General features: G+C 56.9%; 15 protein-coding genes. 7 read left to right on the top strand and 8 right to left on the bottom strand.

All coding sequences use genetic code 11. The annotated features are described in order from the left end of the window. The first annotated feature begins 39 nt into the window (after positions 1-39). Complete coding sequence (locus GV827_RS22150) at positions 40-1212, top strand: putative bifunctional diguanylate cyclase/phosphodiesterase (RefSeq protein WP_328823202.1); 1173 nt, start codon at positions 40-42, stop codon at positions 1210-1212. A gap of 97 nt (positions 1213-1309) precedes the next feature. Here GV827_RS22150 and GV827_RS22145 read toward each other — a convergent pair whose 3' ends face one another. Genes GV827_RS22145 through GV827_RS22135 form a run of 3 tightly spaced genes read right to left on the bottom strand, consistent with a single transcriptional unit; the run spans position 1310 to position 4682 of the window. Beyond that, the gene (locus GV827_RS22145) at positions 1310-2587 is read right to left on the bottom strand and encodes a flavin-dependent oxidoreductase (protein WP_164356323.1); all 1278 of its coding nucleotides are present in this window, start codon (positions 2585-2587) and stop codon (positions 1310-1312) included. 30 nt (positions 2588-2617) lie between these two features. Beyond that, positions 2618-3796 (bottom strand): cytochrome P450, encoded by a 1179-nt coding sequence (locus GV827_RS22140; RefSeq protein ID WP_164356321.1) that lies wholly within the window; start codon positions 3794-3796, stop codon positions 2618-2620. Continuing rightward, positions 3789-4682: an amidohydrolase family protein gene (locus GV827_RS22135; protein WP_164356319.1), complete on the bottom strand. Its 894-nt coding sequence runs from the start codon at positions 4680-4682 to the stop codon at positions 3789-3791. Before GV827_RS22135 ends, GV827_RS22140 begins: the two co-directional genes overlap by 8 nt. 94 nt (positions 4683-4776) lie before the next feature. Between GV827_RS22135 and GV827_RS22130 the strand changes: the two genes are divergently transcribed. The 5 genes from GV827_RS22130 to GV827_RS22110 are packed head-to-tail and all read left to right on the top strand — an operon-like array spanning position 4777 to position 10440. Then, positions 4777-5559 (top strand): crotonase/enoyl-CoA hydratase family protein, encoded by a 783-nt coding sequence (locus GV827_RS22130; RefSeq protein WP_164356317.1) that lies wholly within the window; start codon positions 4777-4779, stop codon positions 5557-5559. A gap of 58 nt (positions 5560-5617) precedes the next feature. After that, positions 5618-6655, top strand: coding sequence for a TRAP transporter substrate-binding protein (locus GV827_RS22125; protein ID WP_164356315.1), 1038 nt, complete (start codon positions 5618-5620; stop codon positions 6653-6655). A 60-nt stretch (positions 6656-6715) separates the two neighbouring features. Further along, positions 6716-7228 (top strand): TRAP transporter small permease, encoded by a 513-nt coding sequence (locus GV827_RS22120; RefSeq protein ID WP_164356313.1) that lies wholly within the window; start codon positions 6716-6718, stop codon positions 7226-7228. Beyond that, entirely contained in the window at positions 7225-8556 is a 1332-nt protein-coding gene (locus GV827_RS22115) for a TRAP transporter large permease (protein WP_164356311.1), read from the top strand. Before GV827_RS22120 ends, GV827_RS22115 begins: the two co-directional genes overlap by 4 nt. A 9-nt stretch (positions 8557-8565) precedes the next feature. Further along, positions 8566-10440, top strand: a complete 1875-nt coding sequence (locus tag GV827_RS22110; protein ID WP_164356309.1) for an FAD-dependent monooxygenase — start codon at positions 8566-8568, stop codon at positions 10438-10440. A gap of 30 nt (positions 10441-10470) precedes the next feature. On the opposite strand, the gene GV827_RS22105 is transcribed toward GV827_RS22110, so the two are convergent. After that, positions 10471-12246 carry a feruloyl-CoA synthase gene (locus GV827_RS22105; protein ID WP_164356307.1) on the bottom strand — a complete coding sequence of 592 codons (1776 nt, stop codon included), beginning with the start codon at positions 12244-12246 and terminating at the stop codon, positions 10471-10473. A gap of 94 nt (positions 12247-12340) precedes the next feature. Beyond that, entirely contained in the window at positions 12341-12817 is a 477-nt protein-coding gene (locus tag GV827_RS22100; RefSeq protein WP_164356305.1) for a MarR family winged helix-turn-helix transcriptional regulator, read from the bottom strand. 85 nt (positions 12818-12902) lie between these two features. Between GV827_RS22100 and GV827_RS22095 the strand changes: the two genes are divergently transcribed. Beyond that, complete coding sequence (locus GV827_RS22095; protein ID WP_164356303.1) at positions 12903-13367, top strand: DUF3237 domain-containing protein; 465 nt, start codon at positions 12903-12905, stop codon at positions 13365-13367. A gap of 294 nt (positions 13368-13661) precedes the next feature. Here GV827_RS22095 and GV827_RS22090 read toward each other — a convergent pair whose 3' ends face one another. The 3 genes from GV827_RS22090 to GV827_RS22080 all read right to left on the bottom strand — a co-directional run bounded on the left by GV827_RS22090 (position 13662) and on the right by GV827_RS22080 (position 16662). After that, positions 13662-13862 (bottom strand): hypothetical protein, encoded by a 201-nt coding sequence (locus GV827_RS22090; protein ID WP_164356297.1) that lies wholly within the window; start codon positions 13860-13862, stop codon positions 13662-13664. A gap of 86 nt (positions 13863-13948) precedes the next feature. Then, the gene (locus GV827_RS22085; protein WP_164356301.1) at positions 13949-14542 is read right to left on the bottom strand and encodes a hypothetical protein; all 594 of its coding nucleotides are present in this window, start codon (positions 14540-14542) and stop codon (positions 13949-13951) included. Positions 14543-14925: 383 nt separating this feature from the next. After that, the gene (locus tag GV827_RS22080; protein ID WP_235930667.1) at positions 14926-16662 is read right to left on the bottom strand and encodes an adenylate/guanylate cyclase domain-containing protein; all 1737 of its coding nucleotides are present in this window, start codon (positions 16660-16662) and stop codon (positions 14926-14928) included. Between the last annotated feature and the right edge of the window lie 170 nt (positions 16663-16832).

Raw genomic sequence — 16832 nt, 5'->3', positions numbered from 1 at the left:
GCGGCTCAAGCCGCTGCCACAAGACGTCCGACACCACAAATCGCTGCTCGTTCATTCAAACCTCCATTTTGGAAGCTTGAATCAGAAATCGGGCCAAATGGGAATCCTAAATGTCCACAGGCCCTAGCCGCCCGCGTGGGAGGGGATGAATTTGTTATTCTGATGTCGCCGGACCAAACGACCGATGACGCGATGGAGGTTATAAAGCGCGTGCACAAAGCCGTGAAAGAACCCTTCATGTATCAGGGTCGTCACTGCCGTTTTGATTCCAGCTTTGGTGTGGCATCCAGCGCCCCGCTACCAGACGATCCGGGCGAACTGCTCAGCTTTGCCGATGCTGCCCTTTATGAGGCAAAACGGGCAGGCCGCGGGCGTGTCATGACCTTCACCCCGGCACTTCACGCTGAACTAAAACGCATCAGAAAGCGATCTGATCAGATTCAATATGGCTTGGAAAAGGGTGAGTTCATTCCGTATTTTCAGCCGCAGGTTGATGCAAGGACAGGCATGATCAGCGGGTGCGAAGTTCTGGCACGGTGGAACCACCCGGACGAGGGTCTGATCCCACCTGACGAATTCATTCCTGTTGCTGAGCAGATCCGTGTCGTGCAGGATATTGATCGCACGGTTTTTCTTCAGGCGTTGGATGCGCTGGAGCGACTTCGAGCTGTTGACCTGACGCTTCCCAAAATGTCGTTCAACGTATCCGTGGGCCGTATTCTTGACCCTGATATCATTCGGTCCGTGCGTTCATTGCAGATCAATGGAACACAGGTCGCGTTTGAACTGCTCGAATCCATCCTGCTGGAGGAGGAAGGCGCAGTGTTCGAGCACCATCTGGACCTGCTCAAGGAATGTGGTGTCGATATCGAAGTTGATGACTTTGGCTCTGGTCGCGCATCTATCATCGGGGTTATGCGTGTGGCCCCAAATACGATCAAAATCGACCGGCGACTGATCCAACCCATGGTCGAAGACGACGCAGTTTGCGGTCTAGTGCAGGCGATCGTTGACATCGGACGGACACTCCAGATCGACGTGACCGCAGAAGGCGTTGAAACACTGGAACATGCGCATGTCCTCAGTTCGATGGGTTGCAAAACCTTGCAGGGTTATGCGCTGGCACGCCCAATGCCGGAAAGCCAGCTTGCTGGTTTTCTACAAGGATACCGTCCTCTTGATCTGTCTGAAGTATCGTCCAAGTCCGCATGAACTCAATGAGATGATGTCGGGACTACCCCCGAAATGTGGATCAAAGACACGAAGCGCGCGTTCACTGGCCAGACGCTGTCTCGCGCGAGAAAGTGATCTAAGCGCTTACCCTCGCCCCCGGCTCTATTGTCGGGCCTGATGCATTAAGTTTCTCAATCGCAAACCCTGCGGCAGCCTTGTACTTGGACATGAACTGCGCCCGTTCGTCCGCCGGAATGATGTCATCGATATTCTCAAAATGACCGCCGCACCGTTCATCGAGCAGGTTCAACAATCCGAATGGCCCAGCGCCCCGGTTGCGCAGCACAAGTTCAGACACCGGTTTGCAAAGCTGCGCGTCGTAAGCGGCAAGCGCCTTCTCGGACATTCCGTGGGCGACCATCTGCGCACCGATCACCCGGGCATCCACAATAGCTTGACTCGCCCCGTTTGACCCCGTGGGATACATCGCATGGGCCGCGTCGCCCATCAGCGCAACAGGGCCGTCCACCCATGTCGGGATCGGATCACGGTCGATCATCGGGTTTTCGTAGGCGCAATCAGCCTGGGCGAGCATCGCTGGTACGTCCAGCCAATCGTATCTGAAATCATCAAAGTGATGGATGAAATCCTTTACCTCAACGGGACGGAACCAGCCGTCGTGGTGCCACCCGCCATCACGGTCGACAGTCACCTCGGCAATCCAGTTGATGAGGGCCAGCCCCTCCTCATCCGGAGCGGAAATCGGATAGATCACCATCCGCTGCCGATGCGTACCAAGGCCAACAAACGATGATCCTGTCCGCAACGGCTTCGCTCGGACTGTGCCGCGCCACATTACAGCCCCGCCCCAGTGAATGGGCGGTTGATCCGGATGCATCTGTGCACGCACCCTGGAATGAATGCCATCAGCCCCGATTAGAAGCGCACCCTTCGTTATTTCCGTTGTGCCTGCAGCATCTGACAAGGTCACTTCGACGCCCCCGGCGACCGCCTTGTAGCCAGTCACCTTGGTGCCCAAACGCACCGCTTCCGGCCCCAGCCGCGAGACGACCTGATCAAACAAAAGCATGTGGAGCGCGCCGCGATGCACAGCGTATTGCGGCCAATTGTACCCAGCGTCCTTCCCGCGCGGTTCAGCATAGATTTCCTTGCCGTTCAGGCCAACCAGTGCCCATTCGCGGGCAGGCAATCCAACGGCATCAAGCCGCTCGGCAGTGATACCAAGATCAAAAAGCTCGCGCAACGCGTTGGGTTGAAGGTTGATGCCCACGCCCATGGGGCGCATCTGCGGCGTGGTTTCTATCACCTGACAGGGCACACCGATCTGGTGCAGCGTCAGGGCAAGCGTGAGGCCACCGATGCCGCCTCCGGCGATGATGACTGGGTCAGTCATGAAAACTCCGTTGTAACTTGTTCTGGTTGGTTAATTCAGCAGGACAGGCAAGGTGATCGGACCACGAAACCCAAAACCTCGCCAGATAACGTCATCTGTGTTCGGTATCGACATGTTCGGGAAGCGGTCAAAGAGGAGCGGCAGCATGACATGCGCGATGGCACGACGTGCCACATGCGTGCCTTGGCAGAAGTGCGGACCATTGCCGAAGGACTGATGCGGGTTCTTGTCGCGGTAGACGATAAAATCCTCACCATTCTCGAACAGCTCCTCGTCGCGATTGGCACTGGCCTGAATGGTCATGACGGTTTCACCTTTCTGAACCACGTGACCCCGAATTTCGGTATCTTCCATCACCAGGCGCGAGGAAGCAGAAATAGGCGCGACCCAACGTATTCCTTCCTCAAAGGCTTTGTCCCAATCGTCATTGCGCTTCACCTCATCGAGCTGATCGCGGTTTGTCAGCAGACCGTAAAGGATGGTGTTCAACGCATCGCGTGGCTCATTTATGCCACCGCCGATGGCGATCTTGATGTTGCTGTAAATCTGGGATTGCTCAATTGGGTCATCCGCATTCAGCATCACCGACAAGGCAGAGTTATTGGGGTCGGCTCGATGACGGTCCTGAAGAGAGTCAAAGAGCGCGTCCATCTCATCATTGGCCGCATCGGATTGCGCGAAAAGATCGTCACGCCAGCCGAAATTGCCCGCCCCTTCGATCAGGATCTGGCTCCATCGCTGCATCTGTGCATCCGTGGCCTCTTGGATACCCAAGAGGATCGCGAGCCCGCGTGCCGCGTAAGGACCGGACAGGGCCGGAAACAAATCCACAACTTCTCCCCTTGGCAAGCGGGCAACGTATTCCTCTGCGACGCGCTGGTAGGCTGGCACCCATTCACCCTGAATCACACGAGGAGAAAAGGCAGGTGCCATTGCCATGCGCTCGCGCTTATGTGCCTCACCGTCCTTGCGCATCAGTGTATGGGCGCGGAACGCACGTTTCATGGGCGTGTTGGGATCATCTGAACTAAAGAGTTCGGGATTGTCCTTTACGTATTTCGTATCCGCCGCTTTGGTCAGGAATGTCCGCCCTGCCGCCTTGACCCGCAGCACCGGTGTCTCGGCGCGAAGGCGGCGGTAAATTGGAAACGGGTCACGGTCGAGCTGTTCCAGCGTGATCGTCTCATCCTGAGGGGCGAGATCAACCATCAGCAGCCTCTCCCAATATCCGTAGCGCGTTTTCCTTGAGGATAAGTGGCCGGACCTCGTCCTTGAACGGCGCCGCCTCAAAATCGGCAAGCCAGCGGTCCGGCGTGATCGCGGGCCAATCAGAGCCAAACAGCATCTTCTTTTTCAGAATAGAATTCGCGTACTTCACGAAAATTTCGGGGAAGTACTTTGGCGACCAGCCGGACATGTCGTAGTAAACATTTGGCTTGTGTTGGCAGACGGCCAGCCCTTCTTCGGTCCACGGGAACGACGGGTGTGCCAACACGATAGGCATATCGGGAAAATCGACTGCCACATCGTCCAAATACATAGGGTTGGAGTATTTCAGCCGCATCCCCATGCCGCCCTTCATTCCAGATCCGACACCGGTCTGGCCCGTGTGGAAAAGCGTGATCACGCCCTCTTCGGCACAGGCTTCCAGCACCGTGTAACAGGCCTCGCGGTCATTCGGGTAAAAGCCCTGCATCGTGGGGTGAAACTTGAATCCCCGCACACCGAATTCGCGCACAAGACGTTTCACTTCACGCGCACCTGCCTTGCCCTTGTGCGGATCGACACTGGCGAAGGGGATCAGAATATCATCATTTTCAGCGCAAAGGCCCGCCACTTCCTCGTTGGAATAGCGGCGGAAACCTGTCTCGCGCTCTGCATCGACAGGAAAGATCACGGCGGCAATGTTGCGCTCACGGTAGTAGGCGGCGGTATCCTGAACCGTCGGCAACATGCCTTTGGCGCCAGCAGGGTTGCGAAAGTACTTTGCCATGCCTGCCTGAAATTCGTTGTAGCCATCATCACGGCAAGTGTTGCACGGTTCTTCCGCGTGCGTGTGAAAATCAATCGCGGTGACTTTATTGAAATCGACCATGGCTCCCCCCAGGATGGCGCTGACATAAATTGCTATACAACAGAACCGTTAATCACTACAACAATCTTTGAATTTGCGTTTTGGGATCGAAACCATGGCCGACGCCAGCCAAAAATCCGAGGTCATAACAGTAGATATCGAGGACGATATCGCCATCGTCACCTTGAATCGGCCTGACAAGAGGAACGCGATCAACGAGGCCTTTGTCGATGCGCTGGACGGATTTTTCTCGGCACCGCCGGAAGGGATCAACGCGGTCATACTGACAGGCAGTGGCGGCCATTATTGCGCCGGGCTTGATCTGGCAGAGCATGAAGAACGCGCGCCGATTGCCGGGGTTTATCATTCGCGCAACTGGCACCGGGTGATGGACCAGATCGAATTTGGCGGTCTGCCGGTGATTTCGGCCATGTTCGGCGCGGTGATCGGCGGTGGGCTTGAGATCGCGACCGCGACCCACGTACGGATCGCTGAGCCATCGGTGCAGTTCCAGTTGCCGGAGGGCCGCCGTGGGATTTTTGTCGGCGGGGGAGCCACAGTGCGGGTCGGCAATATACTGGGCGCCGACCGCATGCGCGAAATGATGCTGACCGGGCGGAAGTACGGGGCCGATGAAGGGGTTGCCCTTGGCCTTGCCCATTACTCCGTCGGAGAGGGCGACGCGCTGCCGCTGGCCCGCAAACTTGCCCGCAAAGTCGCCGATAACGCTCCGTTCTCGAACTACCTGATGATCCAGGCCCTGCCGCGCATCAGCAACATGAGCCAGGCGGATGGGCTGTTTACCGAAAGCATGGCCGCCGCGATGTCGCAGACATCTGATGGTGCCAAGGAAGGCCTGCGGGCGTTCCTCGAAAAGCGGCCACCGAAGTTCCGATAGGGTAGAATGCCCAATTTCAGGCGCGCTGACGCCGCTCGTTTCAATCTGGGAGGAATATATGAAACGCAAATCACTTCTCAAAGGCGCGCTTTTGAGCGCGGTTACCACAATCGCTCTTGCGGGCAATGCCTATGCGCAGGAAGTCACCTTGCGCCTGCATCAGTTCCTGCCGCCCCCTGCCCCGGTACCAAAACTGATCCTCAAGCCATGGGCCGAGCAGGTCGAGAAAGCCTCTGACGGACGTATCAAGATTGAACATTTTGATGCCATGTCTCTGGGCGGTCGTCCGCCTGAACTCATGGACCAGGCTCGCGATGGCGTCGTTGATCTGTCCATGACGGTCGTGGGTTACACGCCCGGTCGCTTCCCCAGCACCGAAGTGTTCGAACTGCCCTTCATGATGACCAACCCCGTATCGACAGCTGCCGCGTATTGGGAAATGGTCGAAACAGACTGGCAGGCGACCGAATACAAGGACGTAAAAGTTCTGGGAGCTTGGGTTCACGGCCCCGGCGTGCTGCACAGCAAGGACGGGATCACCAAGCTGGAAGACATGCAGGGCGTGACGATGCGCGGGCCAACCCGGATCATCAACAACCTGCTGTCCGAATTGGGTGCGGAACCTGTAGGCATGCCACTGCCCGCCATTCCCGAAGCGCTGTCCAAGGGCGTTGTCAAAGGCACCGTGATCCCGTGGGAAGTCACGACCGCGATCCGCCTGTCAGAGCTGGTTGAGAACCACACCGAATTCTCAGGCGATCAGGCGCTTTATACGGCGGCGATCGTTCTGGTCATGAACAAGGCGAAGTATGACGCCCTGCCCGATGACCTCAAAGCGATCCTTGACGCTGAATCCGGTGCGAAACTGTCGACCTTCGCCGCTCAGGTGATGTGGGACATGGACCCCGGCGCGCGCAAGATTGCGCAAGACGCAGGCAACACGATCACCGTGCTGGATGAAGCTGAAGTGGCCCGCTGGAAAGCTGCCGCCGAGCCGGTTGTGGCGCAGTGGATTGCCGACATGGAAGGCAAAGGCATCGACGGTGCCGCGCTGATCGAAAAGGCGAAATCCCTGATCACCAAGCACGGCGGCTGATTTCAGCAATCAAAAAGCAGGGAGGGCTTGTCGGCCCTCTCTCGTCTTTCGGGGTCTGCGATGTACCAATCTCTTCAATCGGCGGTCGAAAAACTCGCCCGATGGCTTGCCTGGGCTGGCGGCGCGGTCTTGCTGTTTCTGACCTTGCTGACCTGCATTTCTATCGCGGGTCGGGCATTCGTGTCCCTGAACATCGGGCTTGGTCCCATTCGCGGCATTTACGACATAACAGAGATCGGCATGGCCGCTGCCATCTTTGCTTTCCTGCCATGGGCGCAGTTGAAAGAAGCGCATGCGCGGGTTGATCTGTTTCAATGGGCCATCCCAAACGGGATGAATGGCGCGCTTGATCTTCTCTTTAACCTCGCCATGACGCTTGTTGCCGCCATCGGCACATGGCGCCTGTACCTTGGGATGCTTGACAAGCAGTCTTATGGTGAGACAACGCTGATCGCGCAAATCCCGGTCTGGATCGGATATGCAGGGGGACTGATCGGCGCGGTGGGTTTCGTCATTGTCGCGGCTTTCTGTGTGCTCCGCTCCGGTCGTCGCTTGATGGGGTATCCCGCATGAGCAACATCGAACTTGCCATCTGGTCCTTTCCCGTTCTGCTGGTGCTGGTGTTCCTTAGGATGCCAATCGCGCTTGCCATGATCGGCGTAGGCGTGACCGGCACTTATCTGGTTATCGGCAATTCCATGATGACGCTGAACCAGCTCAAGACACTGACCTACGGGACGTTCTCCAACTACTCCTTTTCGATCATTCCGCTGTTCCTGCTGATGGGACAATTTGCAACGCTGTCGGGCATGTCCGCTGCGCTGTTCAAAGCTGCAGAAAGCTTCCTCGGCCACCGGAAAGGTGGCGTTGCGATGTCTGCGGTAGGCGCTTGTGCGGGGTTCGGCGCGATCTGCGGATCGTCGCTGGCAACGGCGGCGACGATGGGTCAAGTCGCCCTGCCAGAATTGAAGCGATACGGGTATCCGGACTCCCTTTCCACGGGCGCATTGGCGGCCGGCGGTACGCTGGGCATCCTGATCCCGCCTTCCGTCATTCTGGTGATCTACGCCATCCTTGCTGAACAGAACATCGCCAAGCTGTTCGTCGCCGCCCTGATCCCCGGCATTCTGGCCGCCCTCGGCTATATGCTTGCCATTTCGATCTGGATGCGCGTCCGTCCCAATGCTGCGGCCGTCAGCCCCCGGGTACCTTGGCCGGAACGGCTGGTCACGCTGGGCAAAATATGGCCCGTCATCGCGATCTTTGTCGCTGTCGTTGGCGGCATCTACGGCGGCATCTTTACACCGACCGAAGCTGCGGCTGTTGGTGCCGCAGGCACGTTTCTGGTCGCATTGCTGAGTGGCGAGATGAACATGCCCCGGCTGAGCGAGGCAGTTCTGTCGACCGCCGCCTCGACTGCAATGATCTTTCTCATCATCCTTGGTGCGGGCATTTACAACAATTTCCTGTCATTGACCCAAATTCCACAGATTACATCCGCATGGGTTGGGGATCAGGGCTATTCGCCATGGTTCATTCTGACCATCGTGTTGTTGATGTACCTGCTGTTCGGCTGCGTCATGGACAGCCTTTCCATGGTGCTGCTGACAGTACCGATCATCTTTCCAATCATGTCGGTGCTGGATTTTGGCATGTCCTACAACGATTTCGGGCTGTGGTTCGGTATCCTGGTCCTGATCGTGGTCGAGGTGGGACTGATTACGCCGCCAGTGGGCCTCAATTTGTTCATCATCAATTCGATGGCCAAGGACACACCGATCTCCGCAACGTACCGCGGTGTGCTACCATTCGTCATTACTGACATCATACGCGTCGTCATCTTGGCCTGTTTCCCGGCGATCACACTCTGGCTGGTCTGGGTTGTGGATGCGCTGAAGTAGGGAATTCGCATGCAGTATCATCTTAACGGTTTTCGCCCGGGCGACCCCAATCTCAAGCCAGCCGCTCCCGCCCGTGCCGACACCGACATCGACGTTCTCATCGTCGGATGCGGCCCTGCCGGTCTGACCCTTGCGGCCTATCTGTCGAATTTCCCGGACATCAAAACGGTCATCGTTGAACGCAAAGACGGACCGATGGAAAAAGGTCAGGCCGATGGTGTGTCTTGCCGGTCCATGGAGATGTTCAACTGCTTTGGGTTCGCCGAAAAGGTTATGCGCGAAGCGTACTGGGTGAACGAGGCTACCTTCTGGAAGCCAGACCCGGCGGAGCCATCCCGCATTATCCGCAACGGACGGGTGCAGGACGTTGAAGATGGTTTGTCAGAAATGCCGCATGTGATCCTCAATCAGGCCCGCGTGCACGACATGTACCTTGATGTCATGCGCAAATCGCCGACCCGGCTGGAACCGCTCTATTCCCGGCAATTTGTTGATCTCAGCGTTGAAGAAGACGATCCAGACGCCCCGGTTTCGGTCACGCTGGAGCGCACTGACACCGGGGCAAAAGAAACGCTGCGCGCCCGCTATGTGGTGGGATGTGACGGTGCCCGCAGTGGTGTGCGCAAAGCCATCGGACGGAGCCTTGACGGCGATTCCGCGCATCAGGCATGGGGCGTCATGGATGTTCTGCTGAACACTGATTTTCCTGACATCCGGTTCAAGAGCCTGATCCAGTCCGACACCGAAGGCACCGTGCTGATTATCCCGCGCGAGGGTGGCTATCTGGCCCGTCTCTACGTGGAACTTGATAAGCTGAACGAAGATGAACGCGTGGCAAATCGCGACCTGTCCTTGGATGATCTGATCGCTGCGGCAGGCCGCATCATGGCGCCCTACAGTCTGGACGTGAAAGAAGTTGCATGGTGGTCGATTTATGAGATCGGGCACCGCTTGACGGACAAGTTTGATGACGTCACGGCGGAAACAGCTCAAAAACCGCGTGTCTTTATCGCGGGCGACGCCTGCCACACCCACAGTCCGAAGGCAGGTCAGGGCATGAACGTGTCCATGGGGGACGCATTCAACCTTGGCTGGAAACTGGTCACAGTCCTGCTGGGGCGTATGCCGGACGATCTTTTGCACAGCTATTCGGGTGAACGTCAGGCAGTGGCGCAAGCCCTGATCGACTTTGATCACGAATGGGCCCGGATCATGAGCGCGCCCCCCCAAGAGCGCGAGCATGACGGGCAAACGCTGCCCAAATTCCAACAGTACTTTATCGAACATGGCCGCTACACGGCAGGCGTTTCGGTTCGCTACGGGGCTTCACGCCTGACCGGGGACACCACCTATCAGGACCTTGCGCAAGGGTTCGAGATCGGGATGCGCTTTCATTCTGCCCATGTCGTGCGGTTGGCGGACGCGAAACAAATGCATTTGGGACATGTTCAAAAGGCAGATGCACGTTGGCTGATCTGCGCCTTCGCTGGCGAGGGTTCGGTTGCGGAACAGATTGCGCAGCTGGACACCTTCAGTGGCCAGGCAGCACAGATAGTGGATCGCTTTACTCCCACGGGGGCCGACCCGGATCAGATTATTGATCTGCGCGCCATCCTTCAGGCACATCACCATGATGCGCAAATATCTGACATGCCAGCGGCCTTGCGCCCTGTGAAGGGCGAACTTGGCCTGCAAGACTATGAGAAAGTCTTTTGTGCAGACCAACGTCCCGCCCAGAATATCTATGATTTGCGCGGCATTGATCGTGAGACAGGGTGCGTCGTGGTCGTGCGGCCAGATCAGTATGTGGCGCAGATACTGCCGCTGGATGCCTTGGACGCCCTCGAAAGTTTCTGCAACGGCCTCTTTCTGCCCTGCGCCTGAGGGCCGACCACGCAGCCCCAAGGCTTTCGATCAGACCGAAAAAATCTCAGCCTCTCCGGCATAAAGCGCCGAGATCACGTCTGCGTTGTTCGCGCGCATTGCCCGCTGGTTCAAAGACCCCTTCTCGGTGATCTCGCCGCGGTCAAAACTTGGCGCGGCATCCAGCACCAACGCCCGCCTGACACGGCTGGATGAGCCTGTTGCACGGCCCGCCGCCGCCTTGAACGCCTCTTCGATGGCCTGCCTGCGCACCTCAGGGGCCATTGCCTGCGCCTTGTCGGACAACAACAACAGCGCGCCCAGCTCGGCCTCGTCCTCTCCGGTGATCACTGCATCACGGATCAACCCGTCCATCGCATCCACCAATGCGGATCGCACCGCCCCTACCGCAACCCATGTCCCGGTGTTGAGTTTGAAATTCTCCGCAATGCGCCCGTCAAAAAAGAAGCCCTTGGTCAGGTCATCCGGGTCTGCTGGGCGCAGGGCATCGCCCATCTTGTAAAACCCGTCTTCGTCAAATGCATCTGCAGTCTTGACCGGGTCACCAAAGTACCCCGGCGTGATGCTTGGTCCCTTCAATCGCAGTTCCAGCTTGCCGCCGTTTGGCACCAGTTTCAGGGTCAGGCCAGCAGCGGGCACGCCAACGTTGCCGGATTTGTCCTGCACCTCTGTACAGGCAAGCGCGAAGGGTGCTGTTTCCGTAGCGCCCAGGCTGGTGGCCAGCAAGACCTCATGCCCGGTGGTCTTTCGACCAATGGCACGCAGGCGGTCCCAAGTATGCTGGGCCATTCCTGCGCCTGCATAGAACATCATACCAAGACGGCTAAAGAAGGTCTTGGCCAGGGCCGGATCGGCCTCAAGTTCGTCCACCAGCATGTCCCACCCGACAGGCACGTTGAAGTACCACGTACAGGCAACGTCGCGCAGGTTGCGAAGTGTCTCTTCAAACTTGCCCGGCACCGGGCGCCCACCATCGATGTAATAGGTGCCGCCGTTGGTCAGAACGAGGTACGATACCTTGTTCCCAGCGGCGGTATGGTTCCAGGGTGCCCAATCCAGAACAACCGGTGGCTCTTTGGTCAGAAAGCGGTAGCAGTCGCGAACCATCGCCTGCATGGCACAGATCATGGCATTTGTGTTGATCACCGCCTTGGGCGAGCCGGTCGAACCTGACGTGAAAAGGTATTTGACCAAGGTGTCACCGGTGATACCGGCGCGCGCGGCTTGGGCCGCTGCGGGGTCGCCTTGAAGAAGATCATCAAAAGAAACGGCACCATCGATAAGGTTGCGCTGGTTGATCACCTGCAACCCCTCATGTCTGATCGCTTTGCACGCAGGCGCAAAGGCGGCCCCATCGTCAGCAAAAACTGCGCCAGGGCGTAACAGGGCGGCGATCCCTTTCAATTTCGCATGATCCTTGGAGACCAGAGAATACGCTGGCGAGACCGGTGCATAGGGGATGCCGACATAAAGACAGGCCAGCCCCAACAATCCATGTTCAAGGCTATTCTCTGACAGGATCAGCAATGGCTTGTCCGGTCCCAACCCCATATCCAAAAGAGCGCTGCCAATTGCGCGGGCTTGATCTCTCGCTTGCCCATAGGTGATCCTGTCCCACTCCCCATCGGTCCCTCGCTGGGCAAGCCATGGCTGTTCCGGCGTCGCGTCTGCCCAATGGTCCAGATAATCGGCAAGGGTGGGCATATGATCCGGCAGACCTGCTTTTTGGGCCATCAGGATGGTGCCGTCTGCTTGGGTTTCGATGTCGAAACTCGGGGACCAGAAGTCGTTGGTGCTGAGTGTCATTGTGCTGCTTTCACCAAGAACGGTTCTACCAAGGTCAAAGGCACGAAATGGGTGCCGACAAATGCGACCCACCTTGCGCGTGACCACGAAGTTATCATTCCGCTTCGATCCGCCTGATTTTCTGGAGCATGCGCAAAAGGCTATCGCGTTCACCCCGCGTCAGCGATGACAGCAGGCGCGTTTCATGCGCCCTTACGGTGGCTACGGCGTCAGCGTAGGCTTTACGCCCCGCATCCGTGGGCACCAGCGCCTGAACCCTACGGTCACCCGGGACCGCAGTGCGCACGAGATACTGCCGGCTTTCCAACTCGTCCACAATCGCAACAAGACCAGAGCGTTCGATACCCAGTTCGCGGGCAAGACTGCTTTGCGTGATGTTGGGCATCTGGATTGTCAGAGACAAAGCCGAGAACACGCGCGGCGAAAGCCCGTCCTGACCCAGAGCCTCGCGAAAATCTGCCTGCACAACCATGTAAGCGCGTTTCAGATTGTACCCGATCAAGTCGTCCAGATCAGACATATCGTGCGCATAGTCGGTTCGTGCGGGCGAATTCGCTTGTTTGGCAACCATGGACCCTGTTCCTTAGGAAAGCATGGCCACCCTACGGCAAAGTCGTTATGTTGGTAAACAGTTTAATCCCCGAAAGGCTTTGATAATGGACCTCCCTGCTCCTTCATTGGAACACGTCTGTGACCTGTTGGTGTCTCTTGATCCAATTCGAGAAATGGGCGCTGGCCGTGGCGGGCACAGAAGGATTATTCCCATCATTGGCGGAGAGGTCTCCGGTCCGCAGCTAAGCGGGCGGATTCTGAATTTGGGTGCGGACTGGCAGACGATCTTTGCGGATGGTCTGGCTGAACTGGACACGCGGTATGCCATGGAAACAGACGACGGTGCGGTGATTGAGATCATCAACTATGGTTTCCGTCACGGCCCGCAAGAGGTGCTGGACGCGGTCGCGCGGGGCGAGGATGTTGATCCCTCGTCCTACTACATGCGCACTCACGCAAGGCTAGAAACCGGCGATCCAAGATATGATTGGGTCAATAGAACCCTGTTTGTGGGCGTAGGTGCGCGTCAGAAACAAGCTGTGAAGGTCCGGCTTTACGCTCTGCGATAAAGGCGCCTGGCTGGCTATGGCGTGCGCGCTGTCTGGCATAACTGTCCAAGCGTTGAGCGTCACAGATAGGGAGATTGAAACCCTAGCAGAGCAAGAAAGCGGGTTTCCAGATTTTCGATGGCTTTTGCGTGGTTGGACTTCCGATCCTCATAATTGCGAGTGGATCGTTCTGCTTCAGAATGGACCTGTCGCGGTTTGATGCCGCTCCTTTGATAGCATTTACTGCAACAAAGGAGACTGATTATGGGACTGAAACGAACGGACGAATTCCGCAAAGATGCGGTGCGGATCGCACTAACGAGTGGGCTGGTCTTGAAGTTCCGCGATACGGACATCGTCAGCTTCGAGCCCAAAGTGACTGATGCTGCACCCTGCACGAATAGGGGCTAGACGCGCCGTCACCAAGCGGTCGATCCAGTAAGGGAGGGTGTACCAAAGCGCGATGATCGTTGAGCGCCCGAAATTAAAGGCAAAGCTCAGGATCGGATCACCCATATCGAACACGCCTTCTCAGAGGGCGAAGTTGAAGCCGAGCGTTATGACGAGGATCGACCGCCAGAGCGTCAGCATGCCGTGCCGAGTCATACCTGAACAAGGTCGGCATGCGCGAAGCCCTTTTTGTAGTCGATGAGTGAAATCACGATTGGCTCGATCCGAAACAGTGCCAGGTCGGTCAGTTCGGTTGGAAAGAAGTCTGGAATCTGGGGGAATTTGTGGAGCATCAAGTCGAACACACGACCCGCCTCCGCGGTCGAGTTCAGAAGGGCGCGGAGACACAGTAGGAATGAAGTCACGATGACTGCTGTCGGCAGAAACACGGTGGCAAGCAGGAAGATCGGTTCCTCGATGGCACCGCCAGACACGGCGGCGAGCGCATTGTGAGCGAGCGCCGACAGCGGGACTGCCAGCGCGAAACCTCCATTTAACAGGATCAGACTTCGATTCCTTCCGGCGCCGCTCCTCAGTCCAAGCAGAACCTGGGACAGACCGGCGAAGAAAAGCGCGGTGCCCAAAACCGCGAGCACCGTTCCAAGACCAGGTTGCAGCCGAAGAGTGGGCAAAAGGATAACTGCCAGCCAAGCGAGACTTGCCAAAGCCAGGAATGTGCCGAGTACCAGCGCCCACGCGCGAGGAATGGCAGGTCCTGCGTTGATTATGCTAGGTTCATCGCCCATATAAAGAGCGTAAGCCGTCGGGCTTGTAAGGGATTGATCGATGTCATTCTCGCGCGACCCTTTCCGCCCAAGCTGCTTTTCGCTGCTGTCGCAAAGTGTACCCGTTCAAATCGGAAGCAGCAAAGGCCGATCAGTTTCGCACACTGTGAGTTCGTCCAACCTTGTATCTTGCTCGCGTAGCGAACGGCGGCTTTTTGGGCTGCGGTCGCAGATTAGCGACACTGCGCTGAGTGTCCGGTTTGGGCCTTCCACAACGAGAGTTGAGGCATCGTATGAGCAGATACTGCACTGCATCCGAGGTCTGGAAGGAGCCCAATTAGGTCGTTCGGTTCCGCAAGTTGACGAGTAACTCTTACCATTCTTGGATATTGCCCGCGATGTGATCATGGTTCATTCAACAAGCCGGCCATTCGGTATCCGCTCAGCCAATTCTCCTTATCTTCGGGGAGCTGGCAAATCCTCGCATGATTTCGGGCATACCGGGCGAAGTCGGAACTGGTCGCGCAGGCTTTACGGAAAGAATCCGCGGCCTCATTTGCTTTGTCCATCTTGCCCAAATGCGCGTAGCAAGCCGCAATTTGTCCATAAGTATGAGGCGGCGGATCCTCCCATGATAGGAGTATGGCCAAGCAGTCTTCATAACCCCTGAGCATGAAAAGGCATTCCGCCTTGGGTTCGAGCGTGAAATCCAACATCTGCGGATCAGCGACCAAAGCCTCATTCATAATCTGCAAGCCGTCTTCATGTTGCCCGGCGCCGTTTAGGACGGAGCCGTAGACAATGCGCGACTGGATATCATGCGGATTGATCCTCAAAGCCGCTTCAATATGATGTCGCGCGCGATCGCTTTCACCGAGCCAATAGTATGTCTCTGCAACCAAGGTCAGAATGATCGGGTCCTGCTTACCGTTCTTGAGGGCATCATTGAGATAGCTGCGGGCGCGCTTCTCCGGATCGCCGTACCAGACACCAAGACTGAAGAGCGAGTAGGCATAAAGATTGGCCAGGACCGCCTGAGCGTGTGCGTAGTTTGGGTCGATCGCGAGCGCTTTTTCAAGGTAGCTGATGGCCCTGGGGTCTGTACCCGCCGATGTCAGAAATATCCATCTTCCCTGGAGGTAGAGCTCGTAAGCCGAGAAGTTTGTGGTTGATTTTCGTTGCGTCCGTTCTGAAAGCGTGCTGCGCAGTCTGCTGGGAAGTACAGTGGCGATGGTTTGGGTGACCTCATCCTGCACCGCAAATACATCCTCGAGTTGGCGATCGTAGCGCTCAGCCCAAATCTGTCCGCCGTCTAGCGCATCAACCAATTGCACCGTAATACGTACTCTTTGATCTGCTTTCCTGATGCTGCCTTCGACAATGAATTTGACCCCGAGGGCTGCGCCAATTTCGGTCACATCCGTATGCTTGCCCTTGAAGGCAAAGGAAGAGTTCCGGGATTTCACATGCAGATCACGAAATCGACTCAGTTCCGTGATGATATCTTCTGTAATGCCATCCGAAAAAAACTCCTGCTCGGGATCAGCGCTCAGATTCTCAAATGGTAGAACGGCAATAGACGCCTGGCGAGCCGCCTCAAGTGCAATAGGTTCTCTTATTGTCAGGGCAGTCGACTGCTCGGCAGCTCGGTCCGGTGACCATTGGTAAATCTGATGCTCGCCGTCGATGCCTCTCAATTTCACCAGACCGCCATTTGCGAAAGGAATATCGGACTTCCCGCGGATTTGCGCATAGACCGCATCCGAAATGCAGACACCGCCTGGGTCGGCGAGCGCCTGTAGCCGCGCAACCACGTTAACGCCATCGCCGTGAATGTCCTCGTCTTCTACAATTATATCGCCAAGATTGACGGCGATGCGGAACTGCATACCTCGTAGATCGAGACTTTCGGCCTCGTTCACGTGCAATGGCATCTGTTGTTGCAGCTCCACGGCACAGGTCGCTGCGTTGACGACTGAAGAGAACTCCATCATGAAAGCATCCCCCATCGTCTTAATGATGCGACCGCCGTACAAGCGACACAGCGGTAGAACGAAGTTCTTCTCTAAATTTCTGAACAAGGCACGCGTTCCAACCTCGTCGCGCTGAATATGGCCCGTATAGCCAACAACATCTGCCATCACGATCGCGGCCAGGCGACGCTGTGTCTGTTGTTCCATGCAGTTGGACCTGTCCCGTTTTCGTGCCGCTCCAAGTGCTCGTTTAAGCCACTTTCCTTTCGAAGGCGACCGGGCTTTTCCAGCCCAATGCTGAATGCCGCCGTCGCGGATTGTAGAAGCCGTTGATGTAT

The organism is Sulfitobacter sediminilitoris, from assembly GCF_010667575.1.
GTDB classification, from domain to species: domain Bacteria; phylum Pseudomonadota; class Alphaproteobacteria; order Rhodobacterales; family Rhodobacteraceae; genus Sulfitobacter; species Sulfitobacter sediminilitoris.
This window is presented reverse-complemented; position numbering and strand designations above follow the sequence as displayed.